The following is an 18,553-nucleotide window of genomic DNA, read 5'->3' as shown; positions in this document are numbered from 1 at the left end:
CGCCAATGACGACGACAATGCAAGCAGCCGTAGTAACTGAATTCGGTAAGGATCTCCAGATCCAGACCCTCCCCATTCCCACCCCGGGACGCGGTGAGGCGCTGGTCAAGGTCATCACCACCGGCGTCTGCCACACGGACCTTCACGCAGCCGAGGGCGACTGGCCGGTCAAGCCTTCACCGCCGTTTATCCCCGGCCACGAAGGGGTAGGCGAAGTTGTTGCCTTGGGAGAGGGCGTCACGGATTTGGCTGTCGGAGACCTCGTGGGCAACGCCTGGCTCTGGTCCGCCTGCGGTGACTGCCAGTACTGCCGCACCGGCTGGGAAACCCTCTGTGAAGCGCAGAAGAATGCGGGCTACAGCGTTGACGGCTCGTTCGGGCAGTACATGCTGGTGGACAGCCGCTTTGCCGCCAGGATTCCCGCGGGTTCGGACCCCGTTGAGGTGGCTCCCGTCCTTTGTGCCGGCGTCACTGTCTATAAGGGACTGAAAATGACCGAGGCCAAGCCGGGTCAATGGGTCACCATTTCCGGCATCGGCGGCCTCGGGCACATCGCCGTCCAGTACGCCGTGGCGATGGGCCTGCGGGTCGCCGCCGTGGACATTGCGGACGACAAGCTGGCTTTGGCCAAGAAGCACGGCGCGGAACTCACCGTGAACGCGCTGCACGAAGATCCCGCCGAAGTCATCCAACGTGAAACCGGAGGTTGCCATGGAGTTCTGGTCACTGCAGTGCACCCGTCAGCTTTCGGGCAAGCGATCGGGATGGCGCGCCGTGGCGGAACCATCGTGTTCAACGGGCTGCCGCCGGGCGACTTCCCGGCGCCGATCTTTGAGATCGTGCTCAAGGGCCTGACGGTCCGGGGCTCCATCGTGGGCACCCGGCAGGACCTTGAGGAAGCACTCGAGTTCTATGCAGAGGGCAAGATCCACCCCACCGCATCCACCCGGGAGCTCTCCGAAGTCAACGCCGTTCTTGACGAGATGAAGCACGCCAAGATCGACGGCCGCGTCGTCATCAAGTACTGATGTCGCAGGCGAGGCTTGATGCCGCAGTGACGCTGCCCGGGGAGGACATCTCCCGGGTGGCGCTCACCGCCGAGGCCGTGGAACTGCTCAGGAAACTCTGGATCCAGCACGGGCCCCTGATGTTCCATCAGTCCGGCGGCTGCTGCGACGGGTCCTCGCCGATGTGCTACCCGGCCGGGGAATTCATCACCGCTGACGCGGACGTCCTCCTGGGACTGTTCGACATCGCCGACGGGGTGGAGCCGAAACCCCTCGAGTTCTGGATGTCCAGGGAACAGTTCAGCTACTGGAGCCACACCCACCTGACCGTGGACGTGGTCCAGGGTCGGGGGAGCGGGTTCTCGGTTGAGGCGCCGGAAGGCAAGCGTTTCCTGATCCGGTCAAAGCTCATGGACTGGCCGGTCTGAGCTGCCCCGTCCAACAGCGCCCAAACGGAGCGCGAGCGAACAGTTGCGGCCCCTCTCGCGAAGGGCTCCAACTGTTCGTTCGCGCTCAACGGCGTCTCACTATCTGGAATAAATGTGACCGTCCACTGGATGGACACTACTCTTGATAAGTCTGTTTCCAGCAAGCTATCGAGATTGTGGACTTTCCTATGAACCTTTTCCGGACGAAATCCATCGAGCAGTCGATCGCCGACGCCGATGAACCCGGACGCAAGCTGAAGCGTTCCCTGAGCACCTGGGACCTCATGATCATGGGCGTCGCCGTTGCTGTCGGAGCCGGGATCTTCTCCGTCGGCGCCAAAGCCGCAGCGAACTTCGCCGGTCCTGCCGTCACGGTGTCCTTCGCGATTGCCGCCGTCACCTGTGCGCTGGCCATCATGTGCTACGCCGAGTTTGCCACGGCCATTCCGGTGGCCGGTTCCGCCTACGTCTTCACGTACGCCACCATGGGCGAGCTGCTGGCCTGGATCATCGGCTGGAACCTCATCCTGGAGCTCTTCACCGCCGCGGCCGTGATCGCCAAGTACTGGGGCATCTACCTCAGCAAGGTCTTTGCGCTGATGGGCGTGGACATTCCGCCCGCCGTTTCGCTCGGCGGCGTTGACCTCTACTGGGGTGCGTTCCTGATCGTGGCCGTCTTCACCGTGCTGCTGGTGCTGGGGACAAAGCTGTCCGCCCGCGTCGGCAACATCTTCACCCTCATCAAGATCGGCGTCGTGCTGTTCGTGATCGTGGTGGGCTTCACCTACGTGAAGGTCGAAAACTACTCGCCGTTCGTTCCGGCCTCCGAACCCACCGGCAGCGCCGGAACCGCCGACGTCCTCAAGCAGTCCTTCTTCGGCTTCCTGACCGGAGCCGCCCCGGCGCAGTACGGCACCCTGGGAATCTTCGCCGGCGCGGCGCTGGTCTTCTTCGCCTTCATCGGATTCGACGTGGTGGCCACCTCTGCCGAGGAAGTCAAGAACCCGCAGAAGACCCTGCCGCGCGGCATCTTCGGCGGCCTGGCCATCGTCACGGTCCTGTACATCCTGGTGTCGCTCGCCCTGACCGGCATGGTGTCCTACACCCAGCTGGCGGAGGCCGAGAACCCCACCCTCACCACCGCGTTCGAAGCCGTGGGCAACACCGACGCCGCCAAGATCATCGCCTTCGGCTCCCTGGTGGGTCTCACCACAGTGATCATGGTGCTGCTGATGGGCCTGTCCCGCGTTGTCCTGGCCATGAGCCGCGACGGCCTGCTGCCGCGCTCGCTGTCCAAGACCAGCACCATCCGTGCGACGCCGGTCCGCCTCCAGATCATCTGCGGTGCGGCCGTTGCCCTCGTGGCCGGCCTGACCAATGTGGACCTGCTGGAGGAAATGATCAACATCGGAACGCTGTCCGCCTTCGTGATGGTGAGCCTGGGCATCCTGGTCCTGCGGAAGAAGCGTCCGGACCTGAAGCCGGCCTTCCGCGTACCATTCGGCAAGGTGCTTCCGGTTGTGTCCGCCCTCCTGTGCCTCTACCTGATGACGAACCTCGCAGTGGAGACGTGGATCTTCTTCGCCATCTGGCTGGTCATCGGTGTGGCGATCTACTTCGCCTACGGCCAGCGCCACTCCCGGCTTAATGAAAAATTCGCGGAAGCCAAGGCCGCAGTCAACGGTGCACCGCAGGCCACCCCTCAGGCCAGCCAGGACGACGACGAGGACGCGCTCACGCGCGGCTGACCTCCCGTCCGTCCCCGGCATCCTGCCGGAATCCGCTTTGGCCATGACTCCATAAGATGGAGTCATGGCCAAAGCTGTTAAACCGGAACGCAAGGTGGAGTTGTTGTCCGCCATTCAGGATTACCTGATGGATAAAACGCTCGCTGAGCTCACGTTCCGGAGCCTGGCGGACGGCCTGGGCATCAGCTCCTACGTGCTGGTCTATCACTTCGGCAACCGCGAACAGCTGGTCAACGAGATCATCGGCTCCATCGAATCCCGGCTGGACAGCATGCGCACCACGGACGTCCGGGACATCGACAGGGAGGCCTGGCGGTCCTACCTGATGGAGTCCTGGCAGTGGACCATGGCCCAGCGGAACCGCCACCTGGCCAGGCTTGAGTTCGAGGCCACCGCGCAGGACGTGGTGGCATCCTCGCCCCGCGGAACCGCCCAGGACCACTTCCGCATGCTCCACGAAAAAGCCCGTGACTGGCTGGTGGTGCAGGGGATCCGTCCGGAATTCGCCGACACCGACGCGCGCCTCTTCACCTCCACGTTCTACGGCCTGCAGTTCGACTTTGTGGTGATGAACCAGCCCGAGGAAGCCACCAAGGCATTCGAGCTGATGGTTGCCGTGTTCTTCTCGAACCTGGAGCACCGCCTGGCCACGGAGGGCCAGCACGTCTGACCTCCCGGCCTCGCGTCGGCACGGGACCGGCGGCCCTTACTCCGTCGTCTCAGAGCTGTAACAATGACCCTTAAGTAGGTGCGGTTGACCTCGCATCATGCTTAGATCGGATTGTTTGAACAGATGTTCGAAGAGCGAACATTTGCGGCTTGGAGGCTCATCACTGCCAAGTCAATGGGCACAAAGGAGTGAACATGAAACGTCGTTTTATTGCCGTGCTGGCAGCCGCCTCCGTTCTGGGCTTGTCGGCCTGCGGCAGTGGCTCGCCCAGTTCCACCGGCGGTGGAACTGCAACGGGAACCGCCGGCGGAGGGTCGGACCTGACCAAGGTCAGCGTCGGCGTCATTCCCATCGTCGACTGCGCACCCATCTACCTGGGCGACAAGCAGGGCTTCTTCAAGGAAGAAGGCCTCCAGCTCGACATCCAGACTGCCACGGGCGGCGCGGCGATCGTTCCCGGCGTCGTCAGCGGCAGCTTCGACTTCGCCTTCTCCAACCTGATCTCGGTGATGGTCGCCAAGGACAAGGGCCTCGACCTGAAGTTCGTGGCCAACGGGGCCTCCACCACCGGCGAAGAGGGCAAGGACATCGGAGGTGTGGTGGCCCCGGCCGGGTCCAGCATCAAGTCCGCGAAAGACCTTGCCGGCAAGACAGTTTCGGTGAACAACCTCTCCAATATCGGCGACACCACCATCAAGTCGGTCATCGAAAAGGACGGAGGAGACCCCAAGAGCGTGAAGTTCGTGGAGGTTGCCTTCCCGGACGCCCCGGCGGCCCTGGCCAACAAGCAGGTGGATGCGGCGTGGATCCTGGAGCCGTTCCTGTCCAAGGCTGTGGCTGAAGGCGGCACGATCGTCTCCTCGAACTTCGTCCAGATGAGTCCGGAACTGGACATCGCCGGCTACTTCACCAAGGCGGACACCATCTCAGGCAAGGCTGAGCTGACGCAGAAGTTCACCCGCGCGATGAACAAGTCCCTCGAATACGCGCAGGAGCATCCGGAGGAAGTCCGCGAGATCGTGGGCACCTACACCAAGATCGATGAGGCCACCCGGGCCAAAATGATCCTTCCCCGGTACCGCGTTGAATTCAATGAAGACGCGTTCAAGACCCTCGGCGACGCTGCAGCCAAGTACGGGACGCTGGGCAAGGCCCCGAGCGCAGACGACCTCCTCCCGTGAGTTCAACGACCCAAACCTCCGGTGGTGCCGCTCCCGGTGTGGAGCGGCCCCGCCGGCAGGTGCGCAAGATGCCGACGAAGCAACTGCTCGGCTTGGCGGGGATCCTCGGGTTCCTGGTCACCTGGGAGCTCATTCCCCGGCTCGGCCTGATCGATGCCCGCTATCTGCCGCCCGCGAGTGAGGTCATTGCAGCCCTGGTTGTGGACTTCGGACTTACGGCCTTCTGGGTTTCGGTGGGCGAAACCATGAAGGCCTGGTTCCTGGGCCTGATCATCGCCGTCTCCCTGGCGGTGCTGGCCGGGTTCATCATCGGCTCCAGCAATTTCCTGCGTCAGGCCACCAACTCCACGGTTGAATTCCTGCGCCCCATCCCGTCCGTGGCGCTGATCCCCCTCGCGGTGCTGCTCTTCGGCGTGAAGATCGAATCCTCCCTGATGCTGATCACCTATGCTGCCTTCTGGCAGGTCCTGATCCAGGTCCTCTACGGAGTGGCCGACGTGGACATGGTCGCCAACAACACGGCGAAGACCTACGGCCTGGGCCGGATGGCCCGGATCCGCTATGTGGTGTTCCCCACCGCCTTGCCCTACCTGATGACCGGAGTCCGGCTCGCTGCCACGGTGGCGCTGGTCCTGGCCATCACGGCGGAACTGGTGATCGGCTCGCCGGGCCTGGGCCGTGAAATCGCCCTCGCGCAGTCTGGCGGCGCCATCTCCGGCATGTATGCCTTGGTGCTCGCGACCGGCCTGATCGGCGTGGCGATCAACGTGCTGATGCGCTTTATCGAGAAGAAGACGCTGTCCTGGCACTCCTCCGTCCGTTCCGAGGTGATCGTATGAAAGTCCTGAAGACACTCGGCTACATCCTGGGCCTGCCGGTCCTTCTGGTCCTGATCTGGTGGGCCTCTACGCTGGGGAAGCCGAACTTCTTCGTCCCCACTCCTGCCAGCCTGGTCGGAACGTTCGGGGAGGTCTGGTTCGGGGAGCGTTTCTTCACCGATGTCCTGCCGAGCGTTGGACGGCTCCTGGTGGGCGTGGTGGCGGCAATCATCATCGGCGTCGTCGGCGGCGTCCTCATCGGATCGATCACATGGCTGCGGGCGCTGCTGGAGCCCACGCTGGAATTCTTCCGGTCCGTCCCGCCGCCCGTCCTGGTTCCCGTGCTGATGCTGCTTATGGGTATCACCGACTCCATGAAGGTGGTTGTCATCATCTCCGGCTGCGTCTGGCCGGTGCTGCTGAACACCATCGAGGGCGTCCGGGCCGTCGACCCCGTACTCTCCGACTCCACCCACACCTACGGCATCTCCGGCTGGGCCCGTGTCCGTTACCTGGTGCTGCCGTCCGCAAGCCCGCAGATCCTGGCCGGCGTGCGCCAGTCGCTGTCCCTGGGCCTGATCCTGATGGTCATCTCCGAAATGTTTGCCTCTTCGTCAGGACTGGGCTTCACCATCGTCCAGTTCCAGCGGTCTTTCGCCATCCCGGAAATGTGGTCCGGCATCGTGGTTCTCGGCCTGCTGGGCGTGGGCATGTCATTCATCTTCCAGTGGGCCGAGCGGAACATCCTGCGCTGGTACCACGGCCAGAAAGAGGTAGAAAATGCAGCCTGACCCAACTCACGGGGCCCGGGATCAAGGCGCCCGGGAGCCGATGCTCTCCGTCCGCGGACTGAAGAAGGTTTACCAGACCGACGGCGGCGACGTCGAAGCGGTCCGGAACCTGACGTTCGATCTGCGCGCGGGCGAGTTGGCCTGCCTGGTGGGCCCGTCCGGGTCCGGGAAGACCACCCTCCTGAAATGTATCTCAGGGCTGATGGCCCCTACCGCGGGTGAAGTCCTGCTGGACGGCAAGCGCGTCTCCGGTCCGCCCAAGAAGATGGCCGTGGTGTTCCAGGAATACGGCCGCTCGCTCTTCCCGTGGATGAGGGTCCGTGACAACGTGGAGCTTCCGCTGAAGAACCAGGGCATGCCAAAGGCGGAGCGTGACCGGATCGTCGACGAGGCGCTCGAGGCCGTTGGCCTGTCCGACGTTCCGCGGTCCTACCCGTGGCAGCTTTCCGGGGGCATGCAGCAGCGTGTGGCGATCGCCCGTGCGATCGCCTACCAGCCGGAGGTCCTGCTGATGGACGAACCGTTCGCGGCCGTGGACGCCCAGACCCGCGCGGACCTGGAGGACCTGATCCGCGTGGTCTGGAAGAAGTTCGGCGTGACGGTGCTCTTCGTCACGCACGACATTGACGAATCCGTCTACCTTGGCGAACGGGTCATCATTCTCTCCAGCTCCCCGACCGTCATCCAAGAGGACATAGTGATCGACCTCCCGGAAAACCGCGACCAGTTGGAAACCCGTTCACTGCCGCGCTTCACAGAACTCAGGCACCACGTCTACGAGCAAATCCAGCTCGCGAAGAAGGGCCACCGGCCGGCCGCTGCGGGGACTTCCACGGCGGGCACGGCAACCGTCTGATCGGTCCGCGCGCCTCGCTGTGCCACGGCGCAGCCCCGTAACCCGGCGCACGGCGCAGCCGGGGCAGGTAATCCGGCCGGGCTGTCACGGCGACGCGTGCCGGCCCACCCAATCCACCAGCGGGCGGAGTTTTTCCCAGAGCGCGGCGATCTCCCGCGCGGCGGCGGGCGATTCCAGCCAGTCCGGCTGGCCCAGCTTGATGCCGGCTGACAGCGACTTGTGCTTGAGCAGCTCCGCCCGGGGGTGGTCCCGGCTGTAGCCGCGCGGCACGGTTTTGAGTTTCTCGCCTTCCACGGCAAAACCGGCAGCGGCCACGTTGTCGACGATCTGCCGGAGGGATTCACCTGTCCCGGACGCATCCACCGAGTTCCGGAAGCGGGCCAGTTGGGCGGGGGAGTGGGAGTGGTATCCGCCGCCCACCAGCAGCCCGTCCGCGCTGACCTGGAGGTAGTACCCCACGCCCTCCTGCGCCGAGGCGAAGGCGCCCTGGGCCGTCTTGTAGGGCGATTTGTCCTGCGAGAACCTGATGTCCCGGTTGGGCCGGAAGATCTTCCCCGGCCCGAACCGCGGTTCCAGCTCTGCCAGCAGCGCCGTGAGCGGATCCCGGACCAGGCTGGCGTAGCTTTCCTTGTGCTCCAGCCACCACTCCCGGTTGTTGTTGTCCTCAAGTTCCGCATAGAACGCGAAGGCCCCTGCGGGGATGCCGTGGAAAGTAGTCATGGTGTGATCCTAGGGACCCCGCGCCGAGGCAACCAGAAGCGGCACCGGCTATGTGGAAATACCCCGTACGCAGAACACCCCGCCCTACGCAGAACACCCCGCCCTACGCAGAACACCCCGCCGCGGATGCTCCGCAGCGGGGTGTTCGGGTGAAGCGGGGTGTTCAGGTGAATCGCGATCGGCGGCGCCCGGGGGAGCCGCCGGGGAGGCTACAGCTTGTTGGCTGCCTCGGCGTCGGACTCGGTCTGGCCTGCGCCCAAGTTGGCGCGCAGCTTGGCGCCGAGCTCGGCGTCAACGTTGGTCCAGTACTGGATGGCGCGTTCCTTGATGTCGGCGTTCTTCACGCCGCCCACGGCACCGGTGATGGTGTCCAGCAGGCGGGCCTTGGCGCCGTCGTCGAACACTTCGCGGTACAGCGTGCCGGCCTGGCCGAAGTCGCCGTCCTCAGCGTGGAGGGAGTGCGCGGAGAGCGTCAGCTCGCCGTCGTTCTCCCAGCCGCCGCCTGCGACAGCAGGCTCGACAGCAGCGGGGCCGCCCACCGAGTTCGGGGCGTAGACCGGAACGGAGGGGGCGTTGAAGTGGTAACGCCCGGCGCCGTCCTGGCTGTAGTTGTTGACCTGGTTCTTCGGCTGGTTCACCGGGATCTGGGCGTGGTTGGTGCCCACGCGGTAGCGGTGTGCGTCGGCGTAGGAGAAGATGCGGGCCTGCAGCATCTTGTCCGGGGACGCGGCGATGCCCGGTACGAAGTTCGACGGCGCAAAGGTGGCCTGCTCGATCTGCGCGAAGTAGTTCTCCGGGTTGCGGTTCAGCTCCATGGTGCCCACCTTGATCAGCGGGTAGTCAGCGTGCGGCCACACCTTGGTGAGGTCGAACGGGTTGAAGCGGTAGGTCTTGGCGTCCTCGTACGGCATGACCTGGACGTGCAGGTCCCAGGAGGGGAAGTTGCCGGCGGCAATGTTCTCCTGCAGGTCGCGGATGTAGAAGTCCGCGTCCGAACCGGCCAGTGCCTCTGCCTCGTCGCCCGTGATGGTCTTGACGCCCTGGTTGGACTTGAAGTGGTACTTGACCCAGAAGCGCTCGCCCTCGGCATTGATCCACTGGTAGGTGTGCGAGCCGTAGCCCTGCATTTCACGCCAGGAAGCCGGCAGGCCGCGGTCACCCATCAGCCAGGTGACCTGGTGTGCGGACTCGGGGGACAGGGTCCAGAAGTCCCACTGCATGTCGGCGTCGCGCAGGTGGGTGCCCGGGAGGCGCTTCTGCGAGTGGATGAAGTCCGGGAACTTGATGCCGTCGCGGATGAAGAACACCGGGGTGTTGTTGCCCACGAGGTCGTAGTTGCCCTCGGAGGTGTAGAACTTGACGGCGAAACCGCGGGGGTCGCGCCAGGTGTCGGGGGAGCCGTTCTCGCCGGCCACGGAAGAGAAGCGGATCAGCATTTCGGTGTCCACGCCCGGCTGCAGGAAGGCAGCCTTGGTGTACTTGGAAACGTCCTCGGTGGTGGTGAACTTGCCGAACGCTCCGCCGCCCTTGGCGTGGACAACACGCTCCGGAACGCGCTCGCGGTTGAACTGGGCGAGCTTCTCGATCAGGTAGTGGTCGGTCAGGATGATGGCGCCGTCAGCGCCGACAGCCTTCGAGTGTGCGTCGGAAGTGACGGGAGCACCGGACTGTGTGGTGGACACAGCGGGCGCGGAGATGTTCAGAGTCATCTTTCTCCTTTGGTTGGGTTTCTTGCTTAGTTTCGTTCGGCGGGTAGCTTTTGGGTGCGCTGGCAGTCCTGGCAGATGCCCTGGTACATAACGTCAGCGATCTGGATGGTCATCGGCTTGGAGTGTTCGTCCCAGTGCGGGGTGAGGCAGGGGGCATGGCCGACGGCGCAGTCCACGTCTTCCACGCGTCCGCAGCTGATGCAGATGGCGTGGTGGTGGTTGTCGCCCACCCGCGTCTCATACAGCGCGGGGGAATGCGGCGGTTCAAACCGGCGCAGCATGTGCAGGTCGGTGAGGTCGCCGAGGACCACATAGACGGACTGCGCGGTCATCTCCGGCAGTTCCTCGCGTGCGGCGGCAAGGATGCTTTCGGCCGGCGAGTGCGGGTGGCGTTCGACGGCGGTAAGCACCGCCAGCCGCTGTTTGGTCACCCGGCGGCCGTGGGCGCGCAGGGCAGCAGCCCATGCATCCTGGCCGGCCTCGTGAACTGTCATAGCCCCATTCAAGCACTTATTATGACTAAATCACAATAAGGCCGGGCTAACTTCCGGTGAACGCAGCAACATGTCGAACGGGTTGACGGACTCGCCGGCTGAGCGGCCCAGCGCATGCAGCTCCAGCCGGCCGCCCGTGACGGCGGCATCCGGGACGATGCAGCTCAGTCCCGTGACGGCCTGTCGCAGTGCCAGGGCTTCCAGGGCCGCCGCCAGCGCCAGCAGTTCAGCCGGGGCCACGTCCTCCACGGAGCCGATGGCGCGCTCCGGGGCCAGGACCGTATGGTCCGGGCCGGCAGGGGCCGACGGCGTCCAGGTGCGGATGGCGGGCAGCGGCACCGCTGCGTCCTGGCCGGCGGCCGTGCCGACGGCGGAGCCGGTTTCGTCCCGGCCGCCGACAGCTGTCCAGCCCGCGGCAGTGCCTGCCGCCTTCAGCAACGCGGTGCGCAGCCCGGCGTCGTACTTGTCCAGGTCCCGCTCCGGCGCCGGCTTCCGGCGCTGGGCAGGCAGGGCGAGCTGCTCGGCCGGGGTGACAGGTTCGCCGGCCCAGCGGCCGAACAGGTGGAACGTGGGGGTGGAGGACTCCGCAGCCGGCTCGCCGATCGAAGCTCCCAGCGCATGCCAGCGATGGGCGAACAGCAGGGTGCACGTGTCCGCCCCGAGGACGTCGGCCAGTGCCCTGCGGGCAGCGTTGTGGCAGCGCAGCCAGTCGGTGGCGGACCGGATGTCGAGGGCCGTTGCCGGATTGCTGAGCCGGATCATCAGGTGGCCGTAGGTCAGCGGAGTCCGTGGCCGGGTCACCTCCCACAGTTCCGAGCCGTAGAGCAGCCGCCTGGACAACTGCATCCGTGCTCCTTCCGCCGTGGTGTATCCCCGCCCGAGACTATCAAGACCCGGAAACTTCCCGCCCGGGGCGCGGCTAGAGTTGCCCGGTGGGAAAACTTCTGGCTGACATCACTCCGCTGCGCGAGAGCCCTGCCTTCCGCAGGCTCTGGCTGGGATCAGCCGTCTCCAACCTGGGCAGCCAGCTCACGCTGGTCGCGGTGAGCCTGGAGGTCTACCGGCTGACGGAGGACAGCCTCTACGTAGGGCTGTTGAGTATCTTCGCGCTGGTTCCGCTGGTGCTGGGAGGCCTGCTGGGCGGCTCCATCGCCGACGCCCACGACCGCCGCAGGGTGGCCCTCCTGGCCACTACCGTGCTGTGGCTGACGACGGCGGGGCTGGCCGCGCAGGCCTGGCTGGACGTGGGGAACGTGTGGCTGCTGTACCTGCTGGTTGCCGTGCAAAGCGGGGCGCAGGCCATCAACCAGCCTGCCCGCAGCGCCATCATCCCGATGCTGGTCCGCAAGGAACTCCTGCCCGCGGCCAACGCGCTGAGCATGGTCAGCTTCGGCCTGGCCATGACCGCCGGTCCGCTCCTGGCCGGCGTGCTGGTGGCGTGGGTGGGCTTCGGCTGGACCTACACCCTCGACGTCGCGAGCTTCGCGTTTGCCTTCTGGGCCCTGCTGAAGCTTCCGCCGATGCCGCCGGGGAAGGTGGTGCACCGCGCCGGGCTGCGCTCCGTGCTGGAGGGGTTCCGCTTCCTGGGCACGCGGCCCAACCTCCGCATGACGTTCGTGATCGACCTCGTGGCCATGATTTTCGCGCAGCCCCGCGCCCTGATGCCGGCCATCGGCGCGGTGATGATCGGCGGCGGGGAGGCCACAGTGGGCGTGCTCCTGGCATCGACGGCCGTGGGGGCGTTCCTGGCCGGGCTCTTCTCCGGGCCGCTGGGAGGCATCCGCCGGCAGGGGGCCGCCGTGGTGTGGTCCGTCATGGGCTGGGGTGCGTCCATTGCCGGATTCGGGCTGGTGGTGGTGCTGGCCGGACGCTCCGGTGCCGACGGCGTGACGTGGTGGCTGCTGCCCGCCGCGCTGTGCTGCGCCCTTGCGGGCATCTCGGATTCCGTGAGCGCCGTCTTCCGCACCACCATCCTCCAGGCGGCCACGCCGGACCACCTGCGCGGACGGCTCCAGGGCGTCTTTGTAGTGGTGGTTGCCGGCGGCCCGCGGATCGGGGACATGCTGGCGGGCGGCGGCACTAAACTTTTGAGTGAAGGTTGGGTGTTGTTGCTGGGCGGCCTGTTGTGCATCGCCGTGGCCTGGGCGGTGGCACGCCGGCAATCGGGGTTCCTGAAGTACGACGCACGGAATCCCGTCCCCTAGCGGCCGTACCTTCGCGGGCAGTACGTCGTGCGGGCAGTACTTTCATGAGGAGGCACAGTGCATAATCACCACAACGGGCTGAAGACCGCAGCGCTGTTCGGGGTGCTGTGGGCCGTGCTGCTGGGGCTTGGAGCCGTGATCGGCAGCAGCATGCGGAGCACCACCCCCATCTGGATCATGGCGCTGGTGGGCGTAGGCACCACGGCGTACGGGTACTGGAACAGTGACAAACTCGCGCTCCGGTCCATGCAGGCCTACCCCGTCACGGAGGAACAGGCACCCCAGCTCTACCAGATTGTCCGGGAGCTCTCGGCCAAGGCCGGCCAGCCCATGCCGCGGATCTATGTCTCGCCCACGCCGGCGCCCAACGCCTTCGCCACCGGCAGGAACCCCCGGAACGCCGCCGTCTGCTGCACGGAAGGCATTCTGCGGCTCCTGAGCATCCGGGAGCTTCGCGGCGTCTTGGGCCACGAACTGATGCACGTCTATAACCGGGACATCCTGACGTCGTCCGTGGCTGCGGCAGTCGCCGGTGTGATCACCTCGGTGGGGCAGATGCTGATGTTCTTCGGCGGCGGGGACCGGCGCAATGCAAACCCGCTCGCGATGCTCGCCATGGCCCTGCTTGCTCCGCTCGCGGCGATGGTCATCCAGTCGGCCATCTCCCGGACCAGGGAGTACGACGCCGACGAGGACGGTTCCGCGCTCACCGGCGATCCGCTGGCGCTCGCCTCAGCCCTGCGCAAGATCCACCAGGGGGTGCAGATGGTGCCGCTCCCGCCGGACCAGAAGCTGGTCAATGCCTCGCACCTGATGATCGCCAACCCGTTCCGCGGCGGCGGCATGAGCCGGATGTTCGCTACGCACCCGCCGATGCAGGACCGCATTACCCGGCTGGAGCTGATGGCGAGGGGCCCCATCAGCTGAGCGCCGCCGTCGTACATTCCTTCCGGCGACCCGCAGGCGGGCTAAGGACGCAGAAACGGGCTGAGGACACCCAAAAAGGCCGGCGACACCCGAATATCGGGGTCGCCGGCCTTGTTGCGTAGCGTCAGGATTTTTGCGCGTCGAAAACCGCGGCCGGAACGTCAGCTGCGGAAGTTGACGAACTGCAGGTCTGCCTCGTCGAAGTCCTTGAGCAGGGCCATGGTGGCCTGGAGGTCGTCGCGGGACTTGGAGGTCACGCGGAGTTCGTCGCCCTGGATCTGGGACTTGACGGACTTCGGCGCCTCGTCGCGGATCAGCTTGTTGATTTTCTTGGCGAGGTCCTGCGCGATGCCCTCCTTGATGGAGGCCTCCAGCCGGTACTCCTTGCCGGATGCGTAGGGTTCACCGGTGTCCAGCGACTTCAGTGAGATCCCGCGGCGGATGAGCTTCGACTGCAGGACGTCCAGGACGGCGAGCACACGCTCTTCCGAGTTGGCCTTCATCAGAATTTTTTCGCCGCTGAAATCAACCTCGGCTCCAACGCCTTTGAAGTCGTAGCGCTGGGCCAGTTCCTTCTGCGCCTGGTTCAGCGCGTTGGCCACTTCCTGCTTGTCTACCTTGCTGACGACGTCGAATGTGGATTCGCCTGCCATAACTGTCCTCCTGCTGATCGCCTGGATACCCCTTGAAGGGCGGTGTTGTCTGCATTCCAGCCTAGTACGGATGGCGTCCAAGTGAAGGCCCGGGTTCGGGCAGCCTTCGTGCCGGGAAGATTCCGGTCGTTTCACAGTTTCCTCATAGCCGGCGCACGGCGGGAACGAAGTCCGGGCCTGCAGAGTTGGAGGTGTTGGAAGAGTTGCCCCGGAAGGAAAGCACATGCACCAGAAAGCCGTCCGCTACGTCACCCGCTCCACTGCCGCGGCCGCCGCCACCCTGGCCACCGCCGCCACATCCGTAGCCGCCGCCGCGGTGGCCACCTCTATCATCCTGAGCCCCGTGGCGGACGCTTCTTCGCGCATGGATGGTGTGCACTCGGATCTGATGCGCGCGGTCCAGTTGAACCAGATCACCGAGGAACAGGCAGCGAAGTTCGAGGCGAAACTGGCTGGCCGCATTCTTGGTGAAGCCTGATTTTCCGCGGATTTCCGGGGTTTTTGGGTGCCTCCGGGCCTCGATTCGATTCTTCGGCAGAAGTTCTGTAAAGTTGTCTTGCCCGCGGTTGCTGGAAGCGGAACGGACTGGAAACAGAAGTTCTGAACACGGAAATCGCGAGTGATCTTCTTTTGAAGTTCGGCAGATTACCCGAGCGGCCAAAGGGGGCTGACTGTAAATCAGCTGGCAACGCCTACGGGGGTTCGAATCCCTCATCTGCCACCCAAGGAAAAGTCTCCGGAACCATCAGGTTCCGGAGACTTTTCTGTTTCCGGGCACATTTGCCTCTTTCCGGCCCGGGCTTGTCCGCCCTCCCGGGCCGTGAAGGTTCCGGGCCTTGAAGGTTTCGGGGCCGCGGTCAAGCCCGGGAGATGTCAGTTGAGGCCGATCACCAGCATCTGGCTGGTGCCCGGGATGCAGGTCTGCAGGATGACCCGGGGAAAGCCGCCGAAAATCGCGGAGACGTTGTTGGTGGTGCCGGGGTTCGGCACCTGTCCCCGCCCGCTGACCGTGAACGTCCCGTAGCCCGGGATGCTGACGGTTTCGCCGACGCCGATCCCGGAGAACCGTGCCCACCCGCCGCAGTAGTCGTGCTCGGTGATGAACGTCGCATAGGCGTCGGTGGGCGTGAAGTGGATCGGCCCGATGCAGGCGTCCACCATGGCCTGGCCGCCGGCACCCGCCACATAAATGGTCCGGACTGCAGGTGCAGGTGCAGGGGCCGGTGCTGCCGCCGGGCCCGGGGCTGGTGCGGGGGCCGCAGGTGCCGCTGCAGGGGCGGGTGCCGGAGCCGGAGCGGCGACGGCGGGTCCCGTCAGCTTCAGGATCTGTCCCGGCACGATCGGCGAGTACACGCCCAGGCCGTTGGCCGCCAGCATGGCGTTCATGTCCACGCCGAAGCGGGCCGCGATGGCCCCCACGGTGTCCCCGGCCACCACGGTGTACAGGTTGGACGCCTCAGGTGCGGGTGCAGGCTCCGGAGCAGGGGCTGCCGGTGGTGCAGGTGCCGGTTCCGCAGCCGGTGCAGCAGGCTCCGGGACGGCGGCGACGGCGGGCTCCGGCGCTGCGGCACCGGCCGTCGCAGGATTTGAGGCCGGAGTGTCCGCGGCCTGGCTGGATTCAGGGGCCGGTGCCGTTACCGCCCGGGTGTCGCTGACTCGGGCTGTCTGCGCCGTGGCCGAATAGCCGACGGCGGCCACGGCGACTGCCGTAACTACGGCTCCAGCGACCAAAAATGCCCTGAGCCTCGGTTTAGTGCGGGCTGGTGTGGCTCCGCGGCCTTCTGGCGAAGTGGGGACAGCCGTTCTGTCCTCGAGTTCAAGCTGGTTTTGATCCATCGGTTCCCCCCCGGGAGTCAATGCCCTGGGGATCAACTGGACAGCGGGCCCCAGAGCGGTGGTGCGCCGGCAGCGGGCCGCACGGATGTGCAGCGCGTGGCGCGGAGACGCATGAATTGAGCTGCCGAAATGATGAGTAATTGCGGAAGCGCGGATGATTAGACCCGCGGCCACTAACTGACCGCGTGAAATTCCGGAATACTGCTTGCCCTAGGAATATCGAGTCTATGAATGGGGAGGTAGGGGCCGCACGAGTGGGAATTACTCGAATCTTTGCGGGTGGCACCCGCGCACTCGCGGGGGATACCTAAAAGCTTGTTTGTTCACCTGCGTGGACACTCGCACGCAGACAGGGGGCTACTTGGTCCGGGGCGAGTATGGCCGCAGAGACGCGTTCCGCATGCCGGCCGGGTACGTGCTGGTTAATCAGTGCGGCCGCTGAAAACCAGAGGGAATTGCTCGTATATGGCACTAATTCCCCATAATTCATCAGAGTGGATTAATCCCATGAAAAAGGCGGCCTTCCCGGTTCCAGGAACCGGGAGGGCCGCCTTTTGTGAATTTACTTGCCGCCAGGATATTACGGCTCGCGTTCGCGGCGGAGTTCCGCTAATTCCTGCCGCAGGGCAGCTACCTCCACCAGCAATTCGCGCACGTCGGCGCGCACCGGAACTTCAGCCGATTCGACAGCTGCTTCGGTGTTTTCCTCGACGCGCTGCACCAGCCAGGACGCGATGGAGGCCGTCACCACGCCCAGCACCGCGATGCCGCTCATCATCAGGGCCGCGGCAACCATTCGGCCAATCGGGGTGACGGGGAAGAGGTCGCCGTAGCCCACTGTGGTGATGGTGGTGATGGCCCACCAGGCGGCGTCGCCGAAGGTGAGGATCTTGGCGTCGGGGGCGTTCTGTTCGACGTCGAGGACGGCGAGTGCGCCCACGAAGACCAGCAGGACAGCGGAGCCGGCCACGTAGGTGGCCACGCGGCCGCGAAGTGTCTCACCCACGGTCCGGTGCAGCACTGAGAGCAGGGTGACCAGCCTGAGCAGCCGGAGCGGCCGGAAGACGGGGAGGGCAACGATCAGCAGCTCGTGCAGGTTGAGGATGAACCAGCGCTTCCGGTTGTCCGCGAGCCACAGGTTGGCGGCATAATCGGCCACGAAGACGGCCCAGGTGATCCACATGACCCCCTCCAGGAACTCGGCCTGCCGCCCCTCGATGTTGCCGATCACCTGCCAGGCGTAGGCCGCGAGGAAAATGAGCGCTGTCCCCATCAGCGGCCACTCGGCGATGTCCCTGTAGCGTTCCTGCGTCATGGGGAAATCCTAAGGGCGCAGGGTCTTGGACCTGATGTTACTCGCGGGTAACATGGAGGCATGCACCTGCTTTTGCGAACGCTCCTTCTCCTGTTCACGTCCTCCCGCAGACCGCGCCTGAGTATCTGGGACACATCCTCGCTGCCGCTGCGGGTGCTGCCCACTGACATCGACATAGCCCTGCACGTCAACAACGGGATGTACTTCTCGCTGATGGACCTGGGCCGTTTTGACCTCATGGCACGGAGCGGGACCTGGAAAAAGATGCGCCAGCGGGGTTGGTCGCCGGTAGCCGCAGGGGAGACCATCGCGTTCCGGAAGTCGCTCCAGTTGTGGCAGCGGTACACCATCGAGTCCCGGATCATCGGGCTGGACACCAAGGCAATCTACTTCGAACAGCGCATGGTGGTGGACGGGGAAATCTATGCCCGCGCGCACATCGCCACCCGCCTGGTCTGCAAGGGGAAGCCGGTGAGCCAGGAGGAGATCTTCCGGGAGTTCGGCGAGCCGCCGGCAGGCCTCGAACTGCCGGACTGGATCCACGAATGGCGCGAAACCAACGCGCTGCCCGGCGCCCGCCGCCCCGCACCCCACTTGTGGCACTGAGCGCCGGATGCAGGCAGTGAGCAGCCGGATGCAGGCAGCGGACACCGGCTGCAAAAGGTGTGCCAAGAGCGAAACGCACGGGACATCGCCGGGCGGCTCGCGTACCGTTGACCCATGGCTACCGTAGACATTACAGGTGAACAGTTCGCATCAACCGTCGAGAACAACGACATCGTCCTCGTTGATTTCTGGGCCGAATGGTGTGGTCCCTGCAAGCAGTTTGGACCCACGTATTCCGCAGTTTCAGAGAAGCACCCGGACGTCGTCTTCACCAAGGTGGACACCGAAGCCGAACAGCAGCTGGCGGCCGAAGCAGGCATCACGTCCATCCCCACGCTGATGGCCTTCCGCGAAAAGGTGCTGGTCTTCTCGCAGCCCGGCGCGCTGAACGCCCAGCAGCTGGAACAGGTGGTTGACGCCGTCAAGGCACTGGACATGGAGGAAGTCCACGCGCACGTGGCCCGCTCGCAAGCCGAGGCAGCCGCCGGCGCCGGCAAGCAGGACGGCACGCAGATCCCGGAGGCCTGAGCCTCTACACGGTATTTCGCAGCCTTAAACTTCAACGCGGGGCCACTTCCACCCACGAACCC

At 65.2% G+C, this 18,553-nt stretch carries 20 protein-coding genes and 1 tRNA gene; 14 read left to right on the top strand and 7 right to left on the bottom strand.

From position 1 onward, the window contains the following. Positions 1-5 precede the first annotated feature (5 nt). From adhP to Q8Z05_RS02300, 8 genes are all read left to right on the top strand, one after another. Positions 6-1,028, top strand: a complete 1,023-nt coding sequence (adhP, locus tag Q8Z05_RS02335) for an alcohol dehydrogenase AdhP (protein ID WP_305941899.1) — start codon at positions 6-8, stop codon at positions 1,026-1,028. Beyond that, a complete protein-coding gene (locus Q8Z05_RS02330; protein WP_305941898.1) occupies positions 1,028-1,435 on the top strand; it encodes a DUF779 domain-containing protein in 408 nt (135 codons plus the stop codon). The genes adhP and Q8Z05_RS02330 overlap by 1 nt, the downstream gene beginning before the upstream one ends. Before the next feature lie 188 nt (positions 1,436-1,623). Then, complete coding sequence (locus Q8Z05_RS02325) at positions 1,624-3,183, top strand: amino acid permease (protein ID WP_305941897.1); 1,560 nt, start codon at positions 1,624-1,626, stop codon at positions 3,181-3,183. A gap of 64 nt (positions 3,184-3,247) precedes the next feature. Further along, the gene (locus Q8Z05_RS02320) at positions 3,248-3,853 is read left to right on the top strand and encodes a TetR/AcrR family transcriptional regulator (protein ID WP_305941896.1); all 606 of its coding nucleotides are present in this window, start codon (positions 3,248-3,250) and stop codon (positions 3,851-3,853) included. A 194-nt stretch (positions 3,854-4,047) separates the two neighbouring features. Then, the gene (locus Q8Z05_RS02315) at positions 4,048-5,034 is read left to right on the top strand and encodes an ABC transporter substrate-binding protein (RefSeq protein WP_305941895.1); all 987 of its coding nucleotides are present in this window, start codon (positions 4,048-4,050) and stop codon (positions 5,032-5,034) included. Beyond that, positions 5,031-5,873: an ABC transporter permease gene (locus Q8Z05_RS02310; RefSeq protein WP_371745914.1), complete on the top strand. Its 843-nt coding sequence runs from the start codon at positions 5,031-5,033 to the stop codon at positions 5,871-5,873. Before Q8Z05_RS02315 ends, Q8Z05_RS02310 begins: the two co-directional genes overlap by 4 nt. Then, the gene (locus tag Q8Z05_RS02305; RefSeq protein ID WP_305941893.1) at positions 5,870-6,643 is read left to right on the top strand and encodes an ABC transporter permease; all 774 of its coding nucleotides are present in this window, start codon (positions 5,870-5,872) and stop codon (positions 6,641-6,643) included. The genes Q8Z05_RS02310 and Q8Z05_RS02305 overlap by 4 nt, the downstream gene beginning before the upstream one ends. After that, complete coding sequence (locus tag Q8Z05_RS02300; protein WP_305941892.1) at positions 6,633-7,499, top strand: ABC transporter ATP-binding protein; 867 nt, start codon at positions 6,633-6,635, stop codon at positions 7,497-7,499. Before Q8Z05_RS02305 ends, Q8Z05_RS02300 begins: the two co-directional genes overlap by 11 nt. 84 nt (positions 7,500-7,583) lie before the next feature. On the opposite strand, the gene Q8Z05_RS02295 is transcribed toward Q8Z05_RS02300, so the two are convergent. From Q8Z05_RS02295 to Q8Z05_RS02280, 4 genes are all read right to left on the bottom strand, one after another. Then, on the bottom strand, positions 7,584-8,219 hold the full coding sequence (locus Q8Z05_RS02295) for a DUF2461 domain-containing protein (RefSeq protein ID WP_305941891.1): 636 nt from the start codon (positions 8,217-8,219) through the stop codon (positions 7,584-7,586). 209 nt (positions 8,220-8,428) lie between these two features. After that, positions 8,429-9,928 (bottom strand): catalase, encoded by a 1,500-nt coding sequence (locus Q8Z05_RS02290; protein WP_305941890.1) that lies wholly within the window; start codon positions 9,926-9,928, stop codon positions 8,429-8,431. A gap of 26 nt (positions 9,929-9,954) precedes the next feature. After that, complete coding sequence (locus Q8Z05_RS02285) at positions 9,955-10,422, bottom strand: Fur family transcriptional regulator (protein WP_305941889.1); 468 nt, start codon at positions 10,420-10,422, stop codon at positions 9,955-9,957. Between the two features lie 30 nt (positions 10,423-10,452). Continuing rightward, positions 10,453-11,268 (bottom strand): hypothetical protein, encoded by an 816-nt coding sequence (locus Q8Z05_RS02280; protein ID WP_305941888.1) that lies wholly within the window; start codon positions 11,266-11,268, stop codon positions 10,453-10,455. Between the two features lie 86 nt (positions 11,269-11,354). Here Q8Z05_RS02280 and Q8Z05_RS02275 point away from each other — a divergent pair, with 86 nt between their 5' ends. Together Q8Z05_RS02275 and htpX are read left to right on the top strand one after the other, a co-directional pair. Then, the gene (locus tag Q8Z05_RS02275) at positions 11,355-12,626 is read left to right on the top strand and encodes an MFS transporter (protein ID WP_305941887.1); all 1,272 of its coding nucleotides are present in this window, start codon (positions 11,355-11,357) and stop codon (positions 12,624-12,626) included. A 57-nt stretch (positions 12,627-12,683) separates the two neighbouring features. Further along, positions 12,684-13,553 (top strand): zinc metalloprotease HtpX, encoded by an 870-nt coding sequence (gene htpX, locus Q8Z05_RS02270; RefSeq protein WP_305941886.1) that lies wholly within the window; start codon positions 12,684-12,686, stop codon positions 13,551-13,553. 161 nt (positions 13,554-13,714) lie between these two features. Here htpX and Q8Z05_RS02265 read toward each other — a convergent pair whose 3' ends face one another. After that, positions 13,715-14,206, bottom strand: coding sequence for a YajQ family cyclic di-GMP-binding protein (locus Q8Z05_RS02265; RefSeq protein WP_003804256.1), 492 nt, complete (start codon positions 14,204-14,206; stop codon positions 13,715-13,717). Between the two features lie 223 nt (positions 14,207-14,429). Between Q8Z05_RS02265 and Q8Z05_RS02260 the strand changes: the two genes are divergently transcribed. Both Q8Z05_RS02260 and Q8Z05_RS02255 read left to right on the top strand, forming a co-directional pair. After that, a complete protein-coding gene (locus Q8Z05_RS02260; protein WP_305941885.1) occupies positions 14,430-14,684 on the top strand; it encodes a hypothetical protein in 255 nt (84 codons plus the stop codon). A gap of 161 nt (positions 14,685-14,845) precedes the next feature. Further along, positions 14,846-14,927, top strand: a tRNA-Tyr gene (locus tag Q8Z05_RS02255). 152 nt (positions 14,928-15,079) lie between these two features. Here Q8Z05_RS02255 and Q8Z05_RS02250 read toward each other — a convergent pair. Then, complete coding sequence (locus Q8Z05_RS02250; RefSeq protein WP_305941884.1) at positions 15,080-16,042, bottom strand: LysM peptidoglycan-binding domain-containing protein; 963 nt, start codon at positions 16,040-16,042, stop codon at positions 15,080-15,082. Positions 16,043-16,622: 580 nt separating this feature from the next. Further along, positions 16,623-17,357 carry a potassium channel family protein gene (locus Q8Z05_RS02245; protein WP_305941883.1) on the bottom strand — a complete coding sequence of 245 codons (735 nt, stop codon included), beginning with the start codon at positions 17,355-17,357 and terminating at the stop codon, positions 16,623-16,625. A gap of 60 nt (positions 17,358-17,417) precedes the next feature. Between Q8Z05_RS02245 and Q8Z05_RS02240 the strand changes: the two genes are divergently transcribed. Together Q8Z05_RS02240 and trxA are read left to right on the top strand one after the other, a co-directional pair. Continuing rightward, positions 17,418-17,963: an acyl-CoA thioesterase gene (locus Q8Z05_RS02240; RefSeq protein ID WP_305941882.1), complete on the top strand. Its 546-nt coding sequence runs from the start codon at positions 17,418-17,420 to the stop codon at positions 17,961-17,963. A 114-nt stretch (positions 17,964-18,077) separates the two neighbouring features. After that, positions 18,078-18,491, top strand: coding sequence for a thioredoxin (gene trxA, locus Q8Z05_RS02235; protein WP_305941881.1), 414 nt, complete (start codon positions 18,078-18,080; stop codon positions 18,489-18,491). The last annotated feature ends 62 nt before the right edge of the window (positions 18,492-18,553 follow it).

Source organism: Arthrobacter oryzae, from assembly GCF_030718995.1.
Taxonomy (GTDB): Bacteria; Actinomycetota; Actinomycetes; order Actinomycetales; family Micrococcaceae; genus Arthrobacter; species Arthrobacter oryzae_C.
Note: the sequence above shows the minus strand (reverse complement) of the source record. Positions and strands in the feature narration are given on the sequence as shown.